At 63.2% G+C, this 19,321-nt stretch carries 19 protein-coding genes; 14 read left to right on the forward strand and 5 right to left on the reverse strand.

The window, feature by feature from the left end:
- Nucleotide 1 precedes the first annotated feature (1 nt).
- Genes G520_RS0104990 through G520_RS0105000 form a run of 3 tightly spaced genes read left to right on the forward strand, consistent with a single transcriptional unit; the run spans nt 2 to nt 2,523 of the window.
- Nucleotides 2-319 carry a cupredoxin domain-containing protein gene (locus G520_RS0104990; RefSeq protein WP_028534686.1) on the forward strand — a complete coding sequence of 106 codons (318 nt, stop codon included), beginning with the start codon at nt 2-4 and terminating at the stop codon, nt 317-319.
- Between the two features lie 28 nt (nt 320-347).
- Nucleotides 348-1,163, forward strand: coding sequence for an FTR1 family iron permease (locus G520_RS0104995; RefSeq protein WP_246542718.1), 816 nt, complete (start codon nt 348-350; stop codon nt 1,161-1,163).
- Complete coding sequence (locus tag G520_RS0105000; protein WP_028534688.1) at nt 1,153-2,523, forward strand: 4Fe-4S binding protein; 1,371 nt, start codon at nt 1,153-1,155, stop codon at nt 2,521-2,523. The genes G520_RS0104995 and G520_RS0105000 overlap by 11 nt, the downstream gene beginning before the upstream one ends.
- A 12-nt stretch (nt 2,524-2,535) precedes the next feature.
- On the opposite strand, the gene ybaK is transcribed toward G520_RS0105000, so the two are convergent.
- Nucleotides 2,536-3,018, reverse strand: coding sequence for a Cys-tRNA(Pro) deacylase (gene ybaK / locus G520_RS0105005; protein WP_028534689.1), 483 nt, complete (start codon nt 3,016-3,018; stop codon nt 2,536-2,538).
- Between the two features lie 194 nt (nt 3,019-3,212).
- Here ybaK and G520_RS0105010 point away from each other — a divergent pair, with 194 nt between their 5' ends.
- Nucleotides 3,213-3,641, forward strand: coding sequence for an Hsp20/alpha crystallin family protein (locus G520_RS0105010; protein WP_028534690.1), 429 nt, complete (start codon nt 3,213-3,215; stop codon nt 3,639-3,641).
- A gap of 63 nt (nt 3,642-3,704) precedes the next feature.
- Here G520_RS0105010 and mnmL read toward each other — a convergent pair whose 3' ends face one another.
- Both mnmL and G520_RS0105020 read right to left on the reverse strand, forming a co-directional pair.
- Nucleotides 3,705-4,634, reverse strand: coding sequence for a tRNA modification radical SAM protein MnmL/YtqA (mnmL, locus tag G520_RS0105015; RefSeq protein ID WP_028534691.1), 930 nt, complete (start codon nt 4,632-4,634; stop codon nt 3,705-3,707).
- A gap of 68 nt (nt 4,635-4,702) precedes the next feature.
- Nucleotides 4,703-4,885 carry a protein MIGRI gene (locus G520_RS0105020; RefSeq protein ID WP_028534692.1) on the reverse strand — a complete coding sequence of 61 codons (183 nt, stop codon included), beginning with the start codon at nt 4,883-4,885 and terminating at the stop codon, nt 4,703-4,705.
- A gap of 109 nt (nt 4,886-4,994) precedes the next feature.
- Between G520_RS0105020 and metX the strand changes: the two genes are divergently transcribed.
- From metX to G520_RS0105035, 3 genes are read left to right on the forward strand one after another with little or no spacing between them, the layout of a single operon-like run.
- Nucleotides 4,995-6,137 carry a homoserine O-succinyltransferase MetX gene (metX, locus tag G520_RS0105025; RefSeq protein ID WP_028534693.1) on the forward strand — a complete coding sequence of 381 codons (1,143 nt, stop codon included), beginning with the start codon at nt 4,995-4,997 and terminating at the stop codon, nt 6,135-6,137.
- Complete coding sequence (gene metW / locus G520_RS0105030; protein ID WP_028534694.1) at nt 6,134-6,727, forward strand: methionine biosynthesis protein MetW; 594 nt, start codon at nt 6,134-6,136, stop codon at nt 6,725-6,727. Before metX ends, metW begins: the two co-directional genes overlap by 4 nt.
- Nucleotides 6,720-8,003 (forward strand): AmpG family muropeptide MFS transporter, encoded by a 1,284-nt coding sequence (locus G520_RS0105035; RefSeq protein WP_028534695.1) that lies wholly within the window; start codon nt 6,720-6,722, stop codon nt 8,001-8,003. The genes metW and G520_RS0105035 overlap by 8 nt, the downstream gene beginning before the upstream one ends.
- Here G520_RS0105035 and wrbA read toward each other — a convergent pair.
- Nucleotides 7,984-8,580 (reverse strand): NAD(P)H:quinone oxidoreductase, encoded by a 597-nt coding sequence (wrbA, locus tag G520_RS0105040; RefSeq protein WP_028534696.1) that lies wholly within the window; start codon nt 8,578-8,580, stop codon nt 7,984-7,986. The genes G520_RS0105035 and wrbA overlap by 20 nt on opposite strands.
- A gap of 96 nt (nt 8,581-8,676) precedes the next feature.
- On the opposite strand from wrbA, the gene G520_RS0105045 reads away from it, so the two are divergent.
- Nucleotides 8,677-9,900: a YihY family inner membrane protein gene (locus G520_RS0105045; protein WP_028534697.1), complete on the forward strand. Its 1,224-nt coding sequence runs from the start codon at nt 8,677-8,679 to the stop codon at nt 9,898-9,900.
- A gap of 8 nt (nt 9,901-9,908) precedes the next feature.
- Here G520_RS0105045 and G520_RS21620 read toward each other — a convergent pair whose 3' ends face one another.
- A complete protein-coding gene (locus G520_RS21620; protein WP_051229064.1) occupies nt 9,909-12,098 on the reverse strand; it encodes a GGDEF domain-containing protein in 2,190 nt (729 codons plus the stop codon).
- A 181-nt stretch (nt 12,099-12,279) separates the two neighbouring features.
- On the opposite strand from G520_RS21620, the gene cysG reads away from it, so the two are divergent.
- The 6 genes from cysG (at nt 12,280) to msbA (ending at nt 19,297) form a co-directional block, all read left to right on the forward strand.
- Nucleotides 12,280-13,674: a siroheme synthase CysG gene (gene cysG, locus G520_RS0105055; protein ID WP_028534698.1), complete on the forward strand. Its 1,395-nt coding sequence runs from the start codon at nt 12,280-12,282 to the stop codon at nt 13,672-13,674.
- A 65-nt stretch (nt 13,675-13,739) separates the two neighbouring features.
- The gene (locus tag G520_RS0105060; RefSeq protein ID WP_028534699.1) at nt 13,740-14,153 is read left to right on the forward strand and encodes a PTS sugar transporter subunit IIA; all 414 of its coding nucleotides are present in this window, start codon (nt 13,740-13,742) and stop codon (nt 14,151-14,153) included.
- On the forward strand, nt 14,134-14,403 hold the full coding sequence (locus tag G520_RS0105065) for an HPr family phosphocarrier protein (protein ID WP_028534700.1): 270 nt from the start codon (nt 14,134-14,136) through the stop codon (nt 14,401-14,403). Before G520_RS0105060 ends, G520_RS0105065 begins: the two co-directional genes overlap by 20 nt.
- Nucleotides 14,404-14,488: 85 nt before the next feature.
- A complete protein-coding gene (ptsP, locus tag G520_RS0105070) occupies nt 14,489-16,219 on the forward strand; it encodes a phosphoenolpyruvate--protein phosphotransferase (RefSeq protein ID WP_028534701.1) in 1,731 nt (576 codons plus the stop codon).
- Nucleotides 16,220-16,225: 6 nt separating this feature from the next.
- Nucleotides 16,226-17,398, forward strand: coding sequence for a glycosyltransferase family 4 protein (locus tag G520_RS0105075; protein ID WP_246542719.1), 1,173 nt, complete (start codon nt 16,226-16,228; stop codon nt 17,396-17,398).
- A gap of 135 nt (nt 17,399-17,533) precedes the next feature.
- Nucleotides 17,534-19,297, forward strand: coding sequence for a lipid A export permease/ATP-binding protein MsbA (gene msbA, locus G520_RS0105080; protein WP_028534703.1), 1,764 nt, complete (start codon nt 17,534-17,536; stop codon nt 19,295-19,297).
- Nucleotides 19,298-19,321: the final 24 nt, after the last annotated feature.

Below are 19,321 nucleotides of genomic sequence, written 5' to 3' on the forward strand. Positions count from 1 at the left end.
CATGCGCTGGATGATACTGGCGCTCGCCCTGACGGGCGTGGCGCAGGCTGAGGACATGCCGGTTTTTCACCTCGAGCTGAAGGATGGCACGCTTGCGCCGACGCGGCTGGTCGTGCCGGCCGGGCAGCGTTTCAAGCTGGTGGTGAAGAACAGCGGCAAGAGCGCGGCCGAGTTCGAGAGCCTCCCCTTGCGCAAGGAGAAGGTTCTGGCGCCGGGGGTGGAGTCCTTCGTGGTATTTCAGGGCTTGTCGGCCGGGGAATACAAATTCTTCGACGATTTCCATCCGGCCACGGCGCGTGGCGTGATCGTCGTCAAATAGCGGAAGCGGGCAGGGTATGGGACAGGTGATGTTCATTGTCTGGCGCGAAAGCGTCGAGGCATTGCTGGTGGTCGGCATTCTCAATGCCTGGATGAATCAGAGCCCGCAGGGGCGGGCTGGCAAGCGCTATCTGTGGGGCGGCGTCCTGCTCGGCTTGCTGGCGGCACTGCTTCTGGCGTTCGGTCTGTTTGCGGCTGCCAGCGCGCTCGGCGGCGCGGAAGATCTGTTCCGTACCTTCATGGTATTGGTCGCGGCGGCGCTGATCGTGCATATGGTCCGCTGGATGCGTCTGCACGGACGCACGCTGAAGCAGGAGCTCGAAGCGGGGCTGGAAGCACAGGCCTCTGCCTCGCGCTGGTGGGGCGTGCTGGTCTTGTGCGCGATCGCCGTGGCGCGCGAGGGCAGCGAGACGGTCGTTTTCCTGTTTGGCATGCTGGACGGCGCGAGCGCCTCTACCCTGGCGAGCATGGGGCTGGCGTCCTGCGCGGGTTTCGCGCTGGCGCTGGCGACGTTCTGGATATTGCAACTGGGCGGCAAGTATCTGTCGTGGCGCTTGTTCTTCCGCGTGACCGAAATCATGCTGCTGTTGCTGGCCGGCGGCCTGCTGGTGAATGGCATTGAGCAGCTGATCTCGCTCGACGTTCTGCCCGCGCTGGTCGATCCGGTCTGGGACAGCTCGCGCTGGCTCGACGATTCGAGCCTGGCCGGCAGCATCGTCGCTTCTCTGACCGGCTACCGCTCGCACCCCGCCCTGACCAGCCTGCTCGCCCTGGGCCTGTTCTGGGGAGGCGTCTGGCGGCTGATCTATCGCGACGAGCGCAGGGTGCGCGTCAATGCGCGTTAGCCTGGCGCGGGTCGGGGACTGGCTGCGCGATCATGCGCGCGCGATTCGGGCCGTGCAATGGGTCCTGGTGCTGGTCTACGGCTTCCTGCTGCTGGTTCCGGTATTCCTACCGCTGCCGGACGATTCGGCGCGCATTCTCAACAATCTGACCCTGTTCGCCCAGTTCGTGTTCTGGGGGATCTGGTGGCCGTTCGTGCTGTTGAGCATGGTGCTGTTCGGACGGCTGTGGTGCGGCATGCTGTGCCCGGAGGGGTCGCTGACCGAGTGGACGTCGCGCCACGGGCTCGGACGGGCGATTCCGCGCTGGATGCGCTGGAATGGATGGCCGGTGGTCGGTTTCGCCTCCACCACCCTCTATGGCCAGCTGGTGAGCGTGTACCAGTACCCGAAGGCGGCGATGCTGGTGCTCGGCGGTTCGACGCTGGCGGCCATCGCGGTCGGCCTCGTCTATACCCGTGGCAAGCGCGCCTGGTGTCGTCATCTGTGTCCGGTGACCGGGGTCTTCGCCCTGCTCGGAAAACTCGCCCCGATGCATTATCGGGTCGACGAGACGCGGTGGCTGGAGTCGGCCAAGAATCGCCGCATCACCATTGCCGTCGACTGTGCGCCGCTAATGCCCCTGCGCCACATGAAGGGCAACAGCGGCTGTCACATGTGCGCGCGCTGCAGCGGTTATCGCGATGCGATCTCGCTGTCGGCGCGTTCTCCCGCACAGGAAGTCGTCGAGCTCGGGGCGGTCGAAGCCACGGCCTGGCAAACGGTGCTGATTCTCTACGGCTTGCTCGGCATCGCCATCGGCGCTTTTCACTGGACAGCCAGCCCCTGGTTCATTGCCGTCAAACAGGCGTGCGCCGACTGGCTGGCCGCGCGCGACATCGTGTGGCCGCTCGAAAACAACGCCCCCTGGTGGCTGTTGACACATTATCCACAGGTGAACGACACCTTCACCTGGCTCGATGGCGGGATGATCGTCGCTTATATCCTGGCGACGTCGCTGCTGCTCGGCAGCACCCTGTCGCTATGCCTGGCCGTGGCGGTCCGCAGCGGCGGCCGCTGGCACTGGCAGCGCTTTCATCACCTGGCCCAGTCCCTGATCCCGCAGGCGGGGATAGGCGTTTTTCTCGGTCTCTCCACTTTGACCGTCAGCCTGCTCAAGGCGGAGGGTCTGCATCTGTGGTGGGTATCCGGTGCGCGGCTGGGTCTGCTGCTGCTGGCCAATGTCTGGTCCTTGTGGCTCGCGCGCGGCATCGTGCGGGGCTGGACGCCCGACCGGGCGCGGCAGTCGGGTGCGCTGGTCGCGGTCGCGCTGGCCTTGCTTGCCGTCGACGGAGCCTGGGCGCTGCTGTTCTGGTACTGGTAGCCGGCGGCGGTCTCAGACCGCCACGTCGACGACGACAGGCTGCAGTACGCGTATGAGCTCGGCCGGAGTCATGCCGACCAGAAAGCCGCGCTTGCCGCCGTTGATGAACAGACGCGGCAAGTTGGCAATTCCGGCCTCCATGTACACCTGCATCGGATGGCGCGTGCCGAAGGGGCTGGTTCCTCCTACCTGGTAGCCGCTGTGGCGGTCGGCCACTGCAGGCGCGCACGGTTCGATGTGGCGGGCGCCGATCTGGCGGGCGAGATTGCGGGTGGAGACTTCGCGGTCGCCATGCATCAGCACGATCAGCGGTTTGCCGGTTTCGTCCTGCATCACCAGCGTTTTTATGACGCAATGTTCGTCCACCCCCAGTTCCCTCGCCGATACCCGTGTACCGCCCTGGGCTTCGTACTTGTAGGAATGTGCGGTGTAGTCCACCGCGTGCTCGCGCAAAACGCGCACCGCCTGCGTGGTCGGAGATTTGTCCTTGCCCATTTCTTCATGCCTGTAGCGTGCCGTTGGCGAAGAGTACCGTTGCCACGGCCCCGACGGCAAGTGCCCGGCCTGGGTTTGACCCGGGTCAAACCCAGGCCGGGCACAGACTTGAGAATGCCCCGCAGCGGACCAATTATAAAGTTGGACCCCATGTGTTCAGGGGCGTTTCAACCCGAATCCGACAGGAGATCATCATGAATGAACTGATGCGTCGCAGTGGCCTCGAGCCCTTGTTTGATGACATGTTGAAGGGCTTCTTTATCCGTCCGATGACGTTCGACACGCGCAGCGATCTGGCCGCGGGTATCAAGCTTGACGTCAAGGAAGACGAAAAGGCGTATATCGTGCATGCCGAGTTGCCGGGCGTGAACAAGGAAGACATTCATGTCCGGATCGACGGCAAGCATGTGTCGCTGACGGCCGAAGTCAAAAAAGAGACGGAAGTGAAAGAGGGCGAGAAGGTGCTGCGCAGCGAGCGCTACTTCGGCCAGGTGTCGCGCAGCTTCGAGCTTGCGCATGATGTGGATGAAGCGACGGCAGATGCCAGCTTGCGCGATGGCGTACTGGAACTGCTGCTGCCCAAGAAGGAAAAAACGACGGGCCGCAAGCTGATCATCAAGTAAGGCACCCCCTTCGGGGAGGAAACGCCGGCGTCGAGGGGGGCAATCTCCCGTGCGCCGGCTTTTTCATGCGTGCGGCACGGCTATCCACGGTGCGCCTACGGCGCTGCCTTGCACGCCGTCGCGCTGCAGCCTCTCGCCGATAGCCTGCAGCGCATCCCAGCGCGGACCGCACCACGCCGGCTCGATCAGGGTCGGTGCCTGCGCCGTCGCCGACACGCGATGATAGACCACGCTGGCCGGGGTGTGGCGGATCAGGCGGGAAGCGGTGTCGGCATAGGCATCGAGCGAGGGGGGAGCGATCTCGCCGCGACGGAATTGGGCCGCCATGCGGCTGCCGCGCACGATCATCAGCGGGTGCAGTTTGAGTCCCTGGACGCCGATGTCGAGCACCGTCGCAAGCGTGGCATCGACATCGCTGTCCGTCTCGCCCGGCAAGCCTGCGATCAGATGGGTACAGACGGCGAGTCCGCGCTGGCGCGCGCGCGCGACCGCGTCGCGGTAGGCCGCCAGACCGTGCCCGCGGCGGATGCGCTCGAGGGTGGCGTCGTGCGCGCTTTGCAAGCCGAGCTCGAGCCAGATTTCGAAGCCGCGCTGCTGGTAGTCGGCCAGCAGGTCGAGTGCGGCATCCGGAACGCAGTCAGGACGGGTTCCGACGCACAGACCGACAACATCGCTCTGGCGCGCGGCTTCATCGTACAGAGCCTTTAGCGTCTCGACTTCGGCATAGGTGCTGGTGTAGGCCTGGAAGTAGGCGAGATAGCGTCGCGCGCGGTCGGTTTTGCGTTTTTCGCGTGTAATCTGTTCGGCGATGGAGAGCTCGGCCGCGTGGCGGCCGAAGCTGCGGACATTGCAAAACGAACAGCCGCCGCGCCCCAGCGTGCCGTCGCGATTGGGGCAGGTAAAGTCGCCTGCCAGCGACAGCTTGTGGACCCGTTCGCCGAAGCGGGCCTTCAGGTAATGGCTGAATGTGTGGATGTGCTGGGTCAGGTCCATTGCGCACCGGCAAAAAAAGCGCAGTGTAGCCGCCACGGGGCCGCGCGTCCCTGCGCGGGATCAAGGGCTTACCAGGGATGCAGGCCGAAGCCGTACAGAACGAGCATGATGATGGCGCTGAGCACCAGGGCGAAGGCGAGAGTGGAAAACAACTCGTGCAGGCGCGCGCGCTGATTGCGGTTCAGCAGCCAGCGCGTGACAAGCAGTGCCACGCCGGCGACAAGGACGAGTTTGAACAGGCGACCGATCATGGTTGCGTAGTATCGGTGCGCTTCGGCGCTGGCGCAAGTTGCCCGCTGCGTTTATCCTTTCCGCAGAAGCCTTGACGCCGACACCATTAAAAACAGCCAAGAGTGAATGATGGCCAATACCCTACAATCTGTCGGCATCGTCGCGGCGCAGGACGCCGCATTCGATTTACCGCTTGAGCTGGCTTGCGGCGCGGTCTTGCCCGCTTACCGGCTCAGGTACGAAACCTATGGAGAACTGAACCGCGACCGCAGCAACGCCATTCTGATCTGCCATGCCCTGTCCGGCCATCATCATGTGGCAGGACGCTACCGTGCAGACGAAAAATATCCGGGTTGGTGGGACAGCATGATCGGTCCGGGCAAGCCTATCGACACCGATCGCTTTTTCGTGGTCGGCGTCAATAATCTCGGCGGCTGTCACGGCAGCACCGGCCCGTCTTCGATTCGTCCCGATACCGATCAGCCGTGGGGCTCGTCCTTTCCGATGATGACGGTCACCGACTGGGTCCATTCCCAGGCGCGCCTGGCCGACCTGCTCGGCATCGAGCGCTGGGCGGCCGTCGTCGGTGGCAGTCTGGGCGGGATGCAGGCCTTGCAGTGGAGCATCAGTTATCCCGCCCGAGTGGCGAACGCACTGGTGATCGCGTCGGCTCCGCGCCTGTCGGCGCAGAATATCGCGTTCAACGATGTGGCGCGGCAGGCGATTCTGACCGACCCCGATTTCCATGGCGGCGATTTTTATGCGCATGGAGTCCTGCCGCGACGCGGCCTGCGGCTTGCGCGCATGCTCGGCCACATCACGTATCTGTCCGATGACGGCATGGGGGCCAAGTTCGGTCGTCTGTTGCGCTCGGGTGCATATCAGTACGGCTTTGACGTCGAGTTCGAAATCGAATCCTATCTGCGCTATCAGGGCGACAAGTTCTCTGACCGGTTCGATGCCAATACCTATCTGTTGATGACCAAGGCGCTGGATTATTTCGATCCGGCACACGACTGCGGCGGGGATCTGCGTGCGGCGCTGGAGCCGGTCGAGGCCCACTTCATGGTGGCCAGCTTTACCTCCGACTGGCGTTTTTCCCCGGTGCGCTCGCGCGAGATCGTTTCTGCGCTGATCGCAGGCGGCAAGAAAGTCGCTTACGCCGAGATCGAGTCCAGCCACGGCCACGATGCCTTCCTTATGACCGATACGCCCTATGTCAATCTGATGCGCGGCTACCTCGACCGTGTCGCCCGGGAGCTTGCAGCATGACGAGCCAACTACGACCCGATTTGCAATTGATTGCCGACTGGATTTCCCCTTCTTCGCGCGTGCTTGACCTCGGCTGCGGCGATGGCGCGCTCCTTGGCTGGCTCCAGGAGAACAAGAATGTCATCGGCTATGGCGTCGAGATCGACTCGGACAATATCGTGCGCTGCACCGCGGGCGGCGTTTCCGCGATCCAGAGCGATCTCGAAGTCGGGCTGGCCGGTTTCGGCGACGGCAGCTTCGATCATATCGTGCTGTCGCAGACGATTCAGGCGATGCGTCAGACCGAGCAGATTCTGCTGGAAATGCTGCGCGTAGGCCGCGAAGCGATCGTGACCTTCCCCAACTTCGGGTATTGGGAAAACCGCTGGCAGATCCTGCGCGGGCGCATGCCGGTATCGGACACGATTCCTTTTCAATGGTATGACACGCCGAATATTCACTGGTGCATGCTCGGCGACTTCGAGGCGTTGTGCGCGAAGAACAAGGTGCGCATCATCGAGCGCGTGGTGATGGACAAGGGGAAGTTCATCCATGTCCTGCCCAATCTGTTCGGCAGTCTGGCTTTCTACCGGGTGACGGCGGATGAGTGAGGCGATGCCCGGCTGGCGACGCGACATTTTCTCGCGCAAGATGCTGACCTGCGTTTTTACCGGTTTCAGTTCCGGACTTCCGCTCTATGTGCTGCTCAGTCTGGTGCCTGCCTGGTTGCGCAGCGCCGGCGTCGACCTGAAGGCCATCGGGCTCTTCGCCCTGATCCAGCTGCCGTTTACCTGGAAGTTTCTGTGGTCGCCGCTGCTGGACCGCTTCGTGCCGCCCTGGCTTGGCCGACGCCGCGGCTGGATGCTGTTGTTCCAGCTGGGGCTGTTGCTGGCTATCGCCGGTCTCGGGTGCTTCGCCCCCGCGCAAGGCGTGGCCCCCATCGTCTGGCTGGCGCTGGCGCTGGCCTTTTTCTCGGCGAGCCAGGACATCGTGCTCGATGCGTTCCGGCGCGAGATTCTGGACGAACGCGAACTGGGCCTGGGCACGACCCTGCACGTGAACGCTTACCGGCTCTCGAGCCTGGTGCCGGGTGCCTTGTCGCTGATTCTGGCCGATTACCTGCCGTGGAATACCGTGTTCCTGTTCACCGCCCTGTTCATGCTGCCGGGGGTCGCGATGACGTTGCTGGTATCCGAGCCGCAACTGATCGAGCGCGCGCCCAATACGCTGCGCGATGCCGTGGTCGAGCCGTTTCGCGAGTTCATGACGCGGCGCGGTCCGCGCGATGCGGCCTGGATCTTGCTGTTCATCTTTCTGTACAAGCTTGGCGACAGTATGGCGACCTCGCTGGCGACCCCGTTCTATCTCGATATGGGCTTCTCCAAGACGCAGATCGGGCTGGTCGCCAAGCAGGCCGGTTTGTGGCCGGCCGTGGTGGGCGGGATCTTCGGAGGCATCTGGATGCTCAAGCTGGGCATCAATCGCGCCTTGTGGCTGTTCGGCGTGGTGCAGGTGGTGTCGATTCTCGGTTTCGCCTGGCTGGCCGCGCATGGGCACCATGCGAATGTCGGCGGCGGCGAACTGGCCCGGCTTGCGCTCGTGATCGCTGTCGAGGCGCTAGGCGTCGGCCTCGGATCGGCCGCGCTGGTCGCCTATATGGCGCGTGCGAGCCACCCCGCTTATACCGCGACCCAATTCGCCTTGTTCTCCAGCCTGGCGGCGATTCCGCGGTCGGTCGCCAATGCGGCGACCGGTTACCTGGTGGAGGCTTTCGGCTGGACCTCGTTCTTTCTGCTGTGCTGCGCACTGGCCGTGCCGGGTATGCTGCTCTTGCTCAAGGTCGCGCCCTGGAACGCTGCGGACGGACTCAGCCGGCGGCAAGCTTGAGCGCGAGTTCGGCCAGCCGCCGCCCCTGGGCCGTTGCCAGTTTTTTTTCAGCCTCGCTCAAGGGCAGGTCGTTGTTGGCGCCCGCGACGTGGCTGACCCCGTACGGTGTGCCGCCGCTGCTTGTCGTCGACAGTTCGGCTTCGCTATAGGGCAGCCCGAGCAGAACCATTCCATGGTGCAGCAAGGGGATCATCATCGACAGCAGGGTGCTTTCCTGGCCTCCGTGCAGCGTGGCCGAGCTGGTGAACACGCAGGCGGGCTTGCCGGCCAGCCGTCCCTGCAGCCACAGGGCACCCGTGCCGTCGAGGAAGTATTTGACCGCGGCGCACATGTTCCCGAAGCGGGTCGGACTGCCAAGCGCGAGACCGATGCACTGCTCCAGATCGGCGAGCTCGACATAAGGGGCCCCGCTGTCTGGAATGCCTGGGGCGCTGGCTTCGCAGACGGTCGAGACTTTGGGAACCGTGCGCAGTCTGGCCCGGCAGCCGGGTACGCTTTCCACCCCGCGGGCGATGGAGTGCGCGAGGGCGCGCGTGGCGCCGTGCTGGGTATAGTAAAGAATCAGAATATCCTGCATGTGATTTCCGCCAGGCTGAAAACATCGTAATACTATCAGAATGTCTGCCGCCTTCCGGCGGCGGGCGTGAAAGAACTCTGGAACAGGATTTATCGCATGGCATTATTCGACGACTCCATTCGCTGGATGGGGTTTTCCAGCTTTCTCTGGCGGCGCATGAGTTCGAACCGTGTGCTCCAGGTCGCGGGCAGCCTCACTTTTACCACTCTGCTGGCACTGGTCCCCTTGCTGACCATCGCGCTTATCGTGATGGCGGCGTTTCCGATTTTTTCCGAATACAGCACGCGTTTCAAAGTGATGCTGCTGACGACATTGATGCCCGAGTTTGCCGGCAAGGTCATTACCGTATACATGCGCCAGTTTGCGGACAATGCCGAGCGCTTGACCGCGGCCGGCATTGTCATGCTTGGCGGCACCGCGCTGATGTTGATGTCGACTATCGAACGCACCTTCAATGCCATCTGGGGGGTGCGGCGCGCGCGCCCCTGGTTGCAGCAGGGGCTCATCTACTGGGGCGTGCTGACGCTCGGGCCGCTGGTGCTCGGAGGGGGGCTGTTGCTGTGGCATGGCCTGTTCAAAGCCTCGCGTCTGGCGCACAAGGCCCCTTTTCTGGCCGATCTGGTCCAGTCGGGCGGCTCTATTCTATTGACGGCCGGCGTGCTGACGCTATTGTTCCGTATCGTGCCCAACCGCTTCGTCCCGCTTGGTCATGCCATCTGGGGGGCCTTGCTGACATCGGTACTGCTGGAGGGCGCGCGCGCCGTGTTCGGATTTTATATCGGCGAGATCGCGTCCTATAAATTGGTGTACGGCGCCTTTGCCAGCGTTCCCATCGTGCTGCTGTGGGTCTATTGCGTATGGCTGGTGGTGCTGGTGGGGGCGGTGTTCACTTCGGCCCTGTCATATTGGGCGGATGATGCCTGGCGCCGCCGTTTCGATCCGCGCCGCCGCTTTCTCGACGCGCTGAAGCTGCTGATTCTGCTCGATGCGGCGCAAAACGACGGCACCGTGCCGACGCCGCAGGATCTGAGGCAGGAGGTCAATGTCGGTTTCGATGAAATCGGTCTGGTTCTCGACCGCCTGGCGCTGGCCGGTTATGCCCAGAAAGGAGGGCAGGATGGTTGGGTGCTGCGCAAGCGGCTGTCGACGATCACGCTGGGCGAGTTGTTTCACTTATTCATCTACCGGGCCGACCCGGAACAGGACGGTGCGATCGGTTATTCGCTCGAAGCGATATTGCAGCCGATGCTGACGACGCTGGCAGAAACCACGGTTGCCGATTTTGCCGCGCGTCTGGAAAATGAGCGCACGCCGGACTGAGTCCGCGATCAAGCCTCCTCCCCGCTGCAGATCCGGTTTCTGCCTTGCTGCTTGGCCAGGTAGAGCTGCTTGTCGGCCCGGTTCAGCAGCATGTCCAGGGTCTCTTGCGGATGCAGGGTTGCGATGCCGATGCTGACGCGGTAAGCGATGGTCTTCTCCCCGGCCTCGACGATGGCGGCCTCGACTGCGCCGCGCAGTCTTTCGGCTACGATGAGCGCTTCCGCATGTCCGCTGGACGGTAGCAGCGCCGCGAATTCTTCCCCCCCAAGGCGCCCGATCTGGTCCGAGGCGCGCAACACCGCGCGGCACTGGCGGGCGAAATCGACGATGACGCGGTCTCCGCTCGCGTGGCCGTAGTGGTCGTTGATCGCCTTGAAGCGATCGAGATCTAGCATCAGTACAGCCAGCGGTCGCCGATAACGCCGGGCGTGCCGCAGCTCGAGTTCGGCCATTTCCAGAAAATGGCGCCGGTTCGACAATCCGGTCATGCAGTCCTGGGTTGCCAGCACGTAGAGCTGGCTCTCGTGCCGGTCGCGCTGCATGGCGATTGCCGCGATATGCGAACAGCGGTGTATCAGCCGTATCGCATCGGATCCCGGCCTCGCGACATCGTGAAAGTAGACGGCGAAGGTTCCGAGCAGGTCGTGTTCGCTATTGAGTATCGGGAACGACCAGCACGCGCGCAGCGCGTAGGTCCGGGCTTCATCCCGCCATGCCGCCCATGCAGGATGGAGCTGGATGTCTTCTGCGATGACCGCCTGCTTGCTGAACGCCGCACTGCCGCAGGAGCCGTTGTCCTGCGCGATCTCGATGCGATTCAGGATTTTGCGCAAGGTGTGCGGCAGCGATGGCGCCGCCACCAGGGTGAGCGCGTCGCTTTCGCGTACCATGACCGAACATAAGGCACCCGGCAACTGGGTTTCCATCATCAGACAGATCTGCTCGACGATATCGGACAGCGGGCGGTTGCCGGCTATCATTTCCAGTACCGCGTTTTCCTCTTCCAGCAGTTGGGTCGACTGGCGCAGATCGGTGATCTCGCGGCACAGGCATAACAGCGAAGCCAGTTTGCCGTTGCCATCGACTTCGGGAAAGAGGCGGGCCTGGAAAATATGGCGCTGGCTGCCGATGTCCAGTTCCAGCTCCTGGCTTTCCGGGCGCAACTCGCGGATGACGTTGCGGCAGGACTGCTCGAAGCGTTCGGCGCTGGCCGCGTTCCAGCCTTGTTCGAGCGCGCGTTGTCCTATGTGCGCGTCGCGCGGGACGGGAAGATAGTGCGTGATGGTGCGGTTGATATATTGGCAGCGCAGCTCGAGATCGTAGCGCGCGATGATGTCGACGGAATTTTCCGCCAGCATGCGGAACTCGTATTCGCGACGGTGGATTTCCTGTTCCGCCAGCTTGCGTGCGGTGATGATGGTGCACAGACCCAGAATGGTATTGTGGCGCGGTTCGTCGTCGATGAACTGATTGCGCTGCTCCAGCCATTCCCAGTGTCCGTCCGCGTGGCGGAAGCGGTATTCCAGGCCGATGCGGCCGCGTTGCAGATCCGGCAGCGAGAACAGTTCTTGCAGCGGGGCGCGATCGTCAGGGTGGACCCGTTCCAGCCAGCGCTCGAATGAGGCCCGGCACCAGTCGGGGCCCAGGCCCAGCATCGCATACAGCGCTTCTGCCGTGGCGGCCAGTTCGCGCGCGACCGGGTCGATATGGATCAGCCCGAGCCGCGCGCCCTGCAAGGCAATGCGCCAGTGGCGGTTCTGTTCGAGTGCCGCCTCGGCTTGCGTGACATCGTGAACGTACAGAAGGCGCCAGTGCGGGGAGCGGGAACGGGCATCGCCATATTCGGCGCAGCGGATCTGACGCCGGCTGCCGTCGGGACGCTGCAGCCATGCCGGCGGTGACAGCGACTCCTGCTGCTGCGGGTTGGCCAGCCAAGCGGCGATAGCCGCGGGCAGCAGGCTGTCCAGCGTGTCGTGATGCCGCCCGAACAGGGACAGCAAGGCGGGGCTGGTCGCTGTGATGCCGCCGCCGTTGTCGACCGCGCACACGGCCGCGGCGCTGTCGTGGACGAAGCCGACGAGCCTGCGCCGGCGTTGCCGGAAACGGCGTGTCGCCAGCCATGCGCCGAGCCCTGCGATCGACAGCGGCAAGGCCAGCAGGACGAGGCCGACGGCCAGCAGTGGGGGGCTCGCGTTCAAACAAGGCCTCGCAGAAGAGTAGGGTGAAGGTCGTAGCGGATTCTTCGCATTCTAATGGTCTGGCTCCGGTACTGTCACCCGGAAACCCTTGACTGGCTCATTGCCGTGTCGGCCAGGGCATGGTCGTTTTTATGCGGGAATTATCGTAAGCTTAGTCGGCTTCTTTCTGATCGTAATGGATATGGATTATTTTCCGGCGTTTCTCAAGCTCGACGATCAGGCCTGCCTGGTCGTCGGCGGCGGTGAGACCGCCTTGCATAAAGTGCGTTTACTGTCAGCGGCGCGCGCGCGCGTGACCGTCATGGCGCCCGGATTGTGCCCGGGTTTGCAGGCTCGCGTCGATGCGGGCGAAGTGCAGTGGCTGGCCGCCCGGTTTGATGCCTCCGCCCTGGCGGGCAAGCGCCTGGTCGTGGCGGCGACGGGGGGCGATGCCGTCGACAGGGCCGTCGCGGCCGCGGCGAAACAGGCCGGACTATGGGTCAATGTGGTCGACAGGCCCGAGCTGTCCACGTATATCACGCCATCCATCATCGATCGCTCGCCGCTGGTCATCGCCGTCTCGACCGGCGGCGGGGTGCCGGTTCTGGCGCGCTTGCTGCGCGCACGGCTCGAAAGTCTGATTCCATCCGGTTTCGGCCGCCTCGCCCGCTTCGCGGCGGGATTCAGGCAACGTGTGCGCGAGCGGATTGTGGACACCGACGCCCGGCGCGCGTTCTGGGAGTCGGTGCTGGAAGGGCCTTTGGCCGAAGAGGTGATGAATGGGGACGAGGCGCGCGCCGAGCGCGAAATGCTGGAGCGCCTGGCCAGTGCCGATACCCGGCCTCGCGGTGCCGTGTATCTGGTCGGTGCGGGACCGGGCAATCCCGACCTGCTGACCTTTCGCGCCTTGCGGCTGATGCAGCAGGCCGACGTCGTTTTGTACGACAAGCTGGTGGCGGAGGAGTTGCTTGAACTTGTGCGCCGGGATGCGCAGCGCATTTACGTCGGCAAGGAGCGCGCGAATCATGCGCTGCCGCAGGAGGATATCAATCAGTTGATGGTCCGCCTGGCGCAAGACGGGCATCGCGTATTGCGCCTGAAAGGCGGGGATCCGTTCACCTTCGGTCGTGGCGGCGAAGAGATCGAGACCCTGGCCGCGCACGGCATCGACTTCGAGGTGGTGCCCGGCATCACCTCGGCCAGCGGCGCGGCGGCCTACGCCGGCATCCCGCTGACACACCGCGACTATGCGCAGTCCGTTGTTTTCGTCACCGGTCACCGGCAGGACGGCAGCATCACGCTGGACTGGCCCGCATTGGCCAGGCCCGGACAGACCATAGTGGTATACATGGGCGTCTCGACCGCCCCCGCCTTGTGCGCGGCCTTCATCGAGCACGGACTGCCCGCGGATTACCCGGTTGCCATTGTCGAAAGAGCGACCACGGCCCGGCAGCGCACGATTACGGGAACCTTGGCGACGCTGCCCGGACTGATAGAAATGCACGCGGTGCGTTCGCCTGCGCTGATCATTGTCGGCGAGGTCGTAAAACTGGCGGAAAAACTCGGTTGGTACCGCCGCATTGGCGAGCGGGACTGATACAATTCCTTTTACACCGTTACGGAGCATAGGTTGCGGCGCAAGCCGTCCAGTACCGCTTAAACATGATTGGCATACTGATTATTTCTCACGGCGGCCTGGGCGAAGCCCTGGCCGACGGCGCTCTTCATATCCTGGGGCAACGCCCGGACAATCTGGCCGTGCTCGGAGTGGAGAAACACGAGGACCCCGACGTCAAGCTCGCGCAGGCGCGCGCGATCATCGCCCGGATCGATCTCGGCCAGGGCGTGTTGGTGTTGACCGATATGTATGGCGGCACGCCGTCCAATGTCGCCAGCCGCTTGATCGAGCCCGGACGGGTCGAGGCGGTGGCGGGGGTCAACCTGCCGATGTTGGTGCGGGCTCTCAGCTATAGCGGTCAGGCCCTGGATGTGGTTGTCGGAAAAGCGGTGACTGGCGGCCTGGAGGGGGTGCTTTATATCATTCCGGGGGAGGAAAATGTTAAAACAACAAATTGAAATCATTAACAAGCTGGGATTGCATGCACGGGCCTCGAGCAAATTCACTCAACTGGCCTGTCGTTATTCGAGCGAGATTTTCCTGTCCCGCAACAACCGTCGCGTGAACGGCAAAAGCATAATGGGCGTCATGATGCTGGCTGCCGCCAAGGGAACGACGGTCGAGCTGGAAGTTGACGGCAGCGACGAGTCGGTGGCGATGGCGGCATTGGTCGCCCTGATCAATAACAGGTTCGACGAATCGGAATGAACCCCGGCGCACCGCCTGCGCGGATAACGTGCAGACGGCCGGGTCGACGTTGGACCGCAGCCCGACTCACAGGAGGGTCCGGTACATGAGCATCATCCTGCATGGTGTAGCCATTGGCGGCGGCATTGCCGTCGGCAGGGCGCACCTCATCTCCCGCAGCATGGACGACGTCGCCCATTACGAGCTGGATGATGATGAAGTGCAGGCGGAGGTCACCCGCTTCGACGAGGCCATCCGCGCGACCCGCAAGGAACTGGAAATGCTCTGGGGCAGCATTCCAGACAATGCACCGGCCGAACTCGGCGCCTTCCTGTCCCTGCATATCATGCTGCTCGGCGACCCCGGTATATCGCGCGAGCCGCGCGATATCATCGAGGCCCAGAACTGTAATGCGGAGTGGGCGCTGAAGTTGCAAAGCGACGCGCTGGTGTCGCAGTTCGATTCGATCGAAGAAGATTATCTGCGCGAGCGCAAACACGATGTGCTGCAGGTGATCGAGCGCGTGTTCAAGAACCTGGACGGTCGCTCTGCCCAATTGCCCACGTCCGAGGATCTGGTCGACGATACCATCCTGGTCGCGCATGACCTGTCGCCGGCTGATATGGTCTATTTCAAGGATTCGAATTTCGCGGCCTTCCTCACCGATGTGGGGGGCACGACTTCGCATACCGCCATTCTTGGCCGCAGCCTGGACCTGCCGTCCGTGATTGCGCTGCACCATTCGCGACAGCTTATCCGCGAGGATGAACTCATCATTGTCGATGGCCAGCAGGGGGTGGTCATCATCAGCCCGGAAGATACGGTTCTGACCGAGTACCGGCGCCGCCTGCGTGCCTGGCGCGATGCGCGGCGCAAGCTGGGATCCATCCGCAAGGCCAATGCGCAGACCCTTGACGGGACGCCGATCGAGCTGCTGGCCAATATCGAATTGCCGCAGGATGTCGAGGTGGTGAAGACGTCCGGCGCCATGGGCGTCGGGCTGTTTCGCAGCGAATTCCTGTTCCTCGGCCGCGATACCCTGCCGTCGGAAGACGAGCAATACCAGGCCTACCGCACCGTGCTGGAGTCGCTGAAGGACAAGCCGGTCACGATCCGTACGATGGACCTGGGAGCGGACAAGAATCCGCGCTGGCTCAACCACGGCGTGGCCGAAAATCCGGCGCTCGGCCTGACCGGCATCCGGCTGTGCCTGGCCGAACCGCTGATGTTCCGCGTCCAGCTGCGTGCGCTGTTGCGCGCTTCGATTCACGGCCGCCTGCGCATCCTGTTCCCCATGGTCAGTTCGGTGCAGGAGCTGCGCCAGGCGCTCGCGCAACTCGAGTACGCCCGTGCCGAGCTGCGCGAAGAGGGGGTGCCCTGGTCGGATACGCTCGAGGCCGGGGCTATGATCGAGATTCCGTCGGCGGCACTGGTTGCGGGCAGCCTGCTCAAGTACGCCGATTTTCTTTCCATCGGGACCAATGACCTGATCCAGTACATTCTGGCTATCGACCGCAACGACGACTCGGTCAGCCATCTGTACGATCCGGTTCATCCCGCCGTGCTCAAACTCATTCTGCATACCATCAAGACCGGCGCCAAGGCCGGCATCCCGGTGTCGGTCTGCGGCGAGATGGCCGGCGACCCGCGTCTGACCCGCCTGCTGCTGGGCATGGGGCTGCGCAAGTTCTCCATGCATCCCGCCAATCTCCTCGCGGTCAAACAGCAAGTCCTGCGCACGCATCTCGACGAAATCGGATCCATCGTCGGCCGTATGCTGCGGACGGAGGACCCTGATAGAATTGCCGACCTGCTTGAACAGCTTAACGCCGGGTAAGTGATTTTGACCGAGCAACACATCCCTGACCACCGCGCCCCGCGGCTCGCCATCGTCAGACAGAAGTACAATGCGGCCGGCGGAGCCGAACGTTTCGTTAGCCGCGCCATCCAGGCCCTGCTCCGCTCCGGCCGGATCGAAGTGTCCCTGATCGCACGTCGCTGGGAGACGCTGGAGGGGGTTGTCCCCGTCTGCGTGAATCCTTTCTATCTCGGCAATGTGTGGCGCGACCTGGGCTTTGCCCGCGCCGCGCGGCGGATATGGCAGCGCGACGGTTTCGACCTGGTCCAGTCGCACGAACGCATACCGGGCTGCGATATCTATCGCGCGGGCGATGGCGTGCATGCCCGCTGGCTCGAGTTGCGGCGACTGACCCTCGGGCCGCTCGGTCGCTTGCGGCTCGCCCTGAATCCCTATCATCACTATGTGTGCGGTGCCGAGCGCAGGATGTTTCTCGATCCGAGGCTGAAGCTGGTGGTCTGTAACGCACACATGGTGCAAGAAGAGATACGGCAGCGTTTCGACCTGCCGCAAGACCGTTTTGTCGTCATTCACAACGGTGTCGATCAGAACGCTTTTCACCCCGATCTCAAGTCCCGCTTTCGCGAGGACATGCGACGGCAATGGTCGATTCCGGAGCACGCCCCCTTGTTGCTGTATGTCGGGTCCGGTTTCGAACGCAAGGGAGTCGGGCGGGCGCTGGCCGCGATCGCTGCCCTGGACGATGTGCACCTCGTCGTTGTCGGGCGGGACAAGCATGCCGCGCGCTACCGGCGCGAAGCCGCCAGGCTCGGCATCGGCGCGCGCGTGCGCTTTGTCGGCGCGCAGAACGATGTCAAACCGTTCTACGGCATGGCCGATGCCTTTGTCCTGCCGACCCTGTACGATCCGTTTCCCAACGTCTGCGTCGAGGCGCTCGCATGCGGGCTGCCGGTCTTTACCACCTCGACCTGCGGCGCTGCCGAACGCATCGAGACCGGACGCAACGGCTGGGTGGTCGACCCACTCGACATCGAGGCGCTCGGCGCGGCCATCGCCGCATGGCGCGACAGCCGGGCGAGCTGGCCCGCTCTGGCGGCTGCGGCGCGTTCGAGCATCGCCGACCTGACGCTGGAAGGCATGGTCGAGACCTTGCTGCAACACTATCGGCGCCTGTTGGACGGCTTGCGCGCCGATTGAGGCGGCATTGTGTTGTCGGCTTGTTCGCGGACGGGAAACTGACGATAATCAACAACTTTTGCGCCATGTCTGTCGGCGGGCGGGGGCTTTCCCGGTCGTCGTCGCAGGCGAAAACGAAATACGGAACGAGATTGCATGAGTCAGAAGCTTTCCCGGGGAAATCTGGCGCTGTACAAGCGTCTGATGACCTATCTGCGCCGCTACTGGAAGGTGTTCCTGCTTTCCATCTGCGCGATGACGATCGCCGCGGCGACCGAACCGGCGTTTATTGCCTTGATGAAGCCGTTGATCGACCAGGGGTTTGTGGCCAAGGATCCGGCGACCATCCGTTCCATCCCCCTGCTTATCGTCGGTTTGTTCATGTTGCGCGGCGTGACCAGCTACATCAACGAGTATTCCACCAGCTGGCTGACCGGTCATCTGGTGCAGACCATGCGTCAGGATGTTTTCCTCAAACTGCTGCGCATGCCGGTTTCCTACTACGACAACAACCAGTCCGGGCGGCTGTTGTCGCGCGTGACCTATGACGTCAATCAGGTGACCGACGCCGGTTTCAGCGTGATCACCGTCACGGTCAAGGACGGCATCACCCTGCTCGGCCTGCTCGGCACCCTGTTGTACTACGACTGGCGGTTGACCCTGATCTGCTTCATCGTGTTCCCGGCGGTATCGTTGTGCATCCGGCTGGTGAGTCGGCGCTTGCGCCATCTGTCGCGCGAGAGCCAGTTGCAGATGGCGCAGATGACGCAGGTATTGGGCGAAAGCATCGATTGCCAGCGTCTGGTCAAGGTCTACGGCGGACATGAGTATGAGGCGCAACGGTTTTCGCAGGCGACTCAGGCGGTGCGCCACAATGCGGTCAAGCAGACCGCGACCTCATCGCTCAATACCGGCGTGACCCAGTTCATCATTGCCGTCGCGCTGGCCGGGGTCTTGTACTATGCGGCGTTGCGTGCGCAGCATAACGCACTTACAGCCGGTACCTTTATCGCATTCCTGTCCGGCATGACGGCAATGTTTGCCCCGATCAAGCGCATCACCAATATTTCCCAGTCGCTGCAACGCGGTCTGGCGGCGGCGGAAAGCGTATTTTCGTTTCTGGACGAAGAAACCGAACCTGATCATGGCCGGCGCGAGCTGCCGCAGACACGTGGCGAACTGAGCTTCCGCGATGTCGGCTTTCGCTATTCCACCGCGGAACGCGACGCGCTCACCCATATCGATCTGAATATCCGCTCGGGCGAGACCGTGGCTCTGGTCGGTTCGTCCGGCAGCGGAAAAACCACGCTGGTAAGCCTGATTCCCCGGTTCTACCTGCCGAGCAGCGGTCGCGTGGAACTGGACGGCATTCCCATCGACGAGATCACGCTCGACAGCCTGCGCCAGCATATCGCCCTGGTCAGCCAGGAGGTCGTCTTGTTCAACGACACCGTGGCTGCCAATATCGCCTACGGTGACGAGATGCGTTCGAAGGAGGACATCGTCGAAGCGGCGCGGCGTGCGAATGCGCTCGATTTCATCAACGAGTTGCCGAACGGTTTCGATACCGTCATCGGCGAGAACGGCACCCGCCTGTCGGGCGGCCAGCGTCAGCGTCTGGCCATCGCGCGCGCCTTGTTGAAGGACGCTTCCATCCTGATCCTGGACGAGGCGACCAGCGCGCTGGATACGCAGTCCGAGCGGCTGGTACAGGCGGCGCTGGAAAACCTGATGCAAAATCGCACGACCATCGTGATCGCGCACCGCCTGTCGACGATTGAGAACGCGGACCGGATCGTGGTGATGGGGGGCGGGAAAATCGTCGAGATCGGCACACATGCCGAGTTGCTGGCGCAGCAGGGCACCTATGCCAACTTGCACCGCATGCAGTTTCACGAACAGACCCCGCACGAACAGTGACGGGACACGCGGGAGCCAACTACT

This window comes from Paludibacterium yongneupense DSM 18731 (assembly GCF_000422925.1).
GTDB classification, from domain to species: Bacteria; Pseudomonadota; Gammaproteobacteria; order Burkholderiales; family Chromobacteriaceae; genus Paludibacterium; species Paludibacterium yongneupense.

Excerpts from the sequence above, each read along its gene's own strand:
- wrbA (WP_028534696.1), bottom strand. The coding sequence starts at position 8,580 with ATGCAGGATATTCTGATTCTTTACTATACCCAGCACGGCGCCACGCGC.
- G520_RS0105000 (WP_028534688.1), top strand. The coding sequence starts at position 1,153 with ATGCGCGTTAGCCTGGCGCGGGTCGGGGACTGGCTGCGCGATCATGCG.
- ybaK (WP_028534689.1), bottom strand. The coding sequence starts at position 3,018 with ATGGGCAAGGACAAATCTCCGACCACGCAGGCGGTGCGCGTTTTGCGC.
- G520_RS0105045 (WP_028534697.1), top strand. The coding sequence starts at position 8,677 with ATGGCATTATTCGACGACTCCATTCGCTGGATGGGGTTTTCCAGCTTT.
- G520_RS0105020 (WP_028534692.1), bottom strand. The coding sequence starts at position 4,885 with ATGATCGGTCGCCTGTTCAAACTCGTCCTTGTCGCCGGCGTGGCACTG.
- G520_RS0104990 (WP_028534686.1), top strand. The coding sequence starts at position 2 with ATGCGCTGGATGATACTGGCGCTCGCCCTGACGGGCGTGGCGCAGGCT.
- G520_RS0104995 (WP_246542718.1), top strand. The coding sequence starts at position 348 with ATGTTCATTGTCTGGCGCGAAAGCGTCGAGGCATTGCTGGTGGTCGGC.
- cysG (WP_028534698.1), top strand. The coding sequence starts at position 12,280 with ATGGATTATTTTCCGGCGTTTCTCAAGCTCGACGATCAGGCCTGCCTG.
- mnmL (WP_028534691.1), bottom strand. The coding sequence starts at position 4,634 with ATGGACCTGACCCAGCACATCCACACATTCAGCCATTACCTGAAGGCC.
- metX (WP_028534693.1), top strand. The coding sequence starts at position 4,995 with ATGGCCAATACCCTACAATCTGTCGGCATCGTCGCGGCGCAGGACGCC.
- ptsP (WP_028534701.1), top strand. The coding sequence starts at position 14,489 with ATGAGCATCATCCTGCATGGTGTAGCCATTGGCGGCGGCATTGCCGTC.
- G520_RS0105060 (WP_028534699.1), top strand. The coding sequence starts at position 13,740 with ATGATTGGCATACTGATTATTTCTCACGGCGGCCTGGGCGAAGCCCTG.
- msbA (WP_028534703.1), top strand. The coding sequence starts at position 17,534 with ATGAGTCAGAAGCTTTCCCGGGGAAATCTGGCGCTGTACAAGCGTCTG.
- metW (WP_028534694.1), top strand. The coding sequence starts at position 6,134 with ATGACGAGCCAACTACGACCCGATTTGCAATTGATTGCCGACTGGATT.
- G520_RS0105010 (WP_028534690.1), top strand. The coding sequence starts at position 3,213 with ATGAATGAACTGATGCGTCGCAGTGGCCTCGAGCCCTTGTTTGATGAC.
- G520_RS0105035 (WP_028534695.1), top strand. The coding sequence starts at position 6,720 with ATGAGTGAGGCGATGCCCGGCTGGCGACGCGACATTTTCTCGCGCAAG.
- G520_RS0105065 (WP_028534700.1), top strand. The coding sequence starts at position 14,134 with ATGTTAAAACAACAAATTGAAATCATTAACAAGCTGGGATTGCATGCA.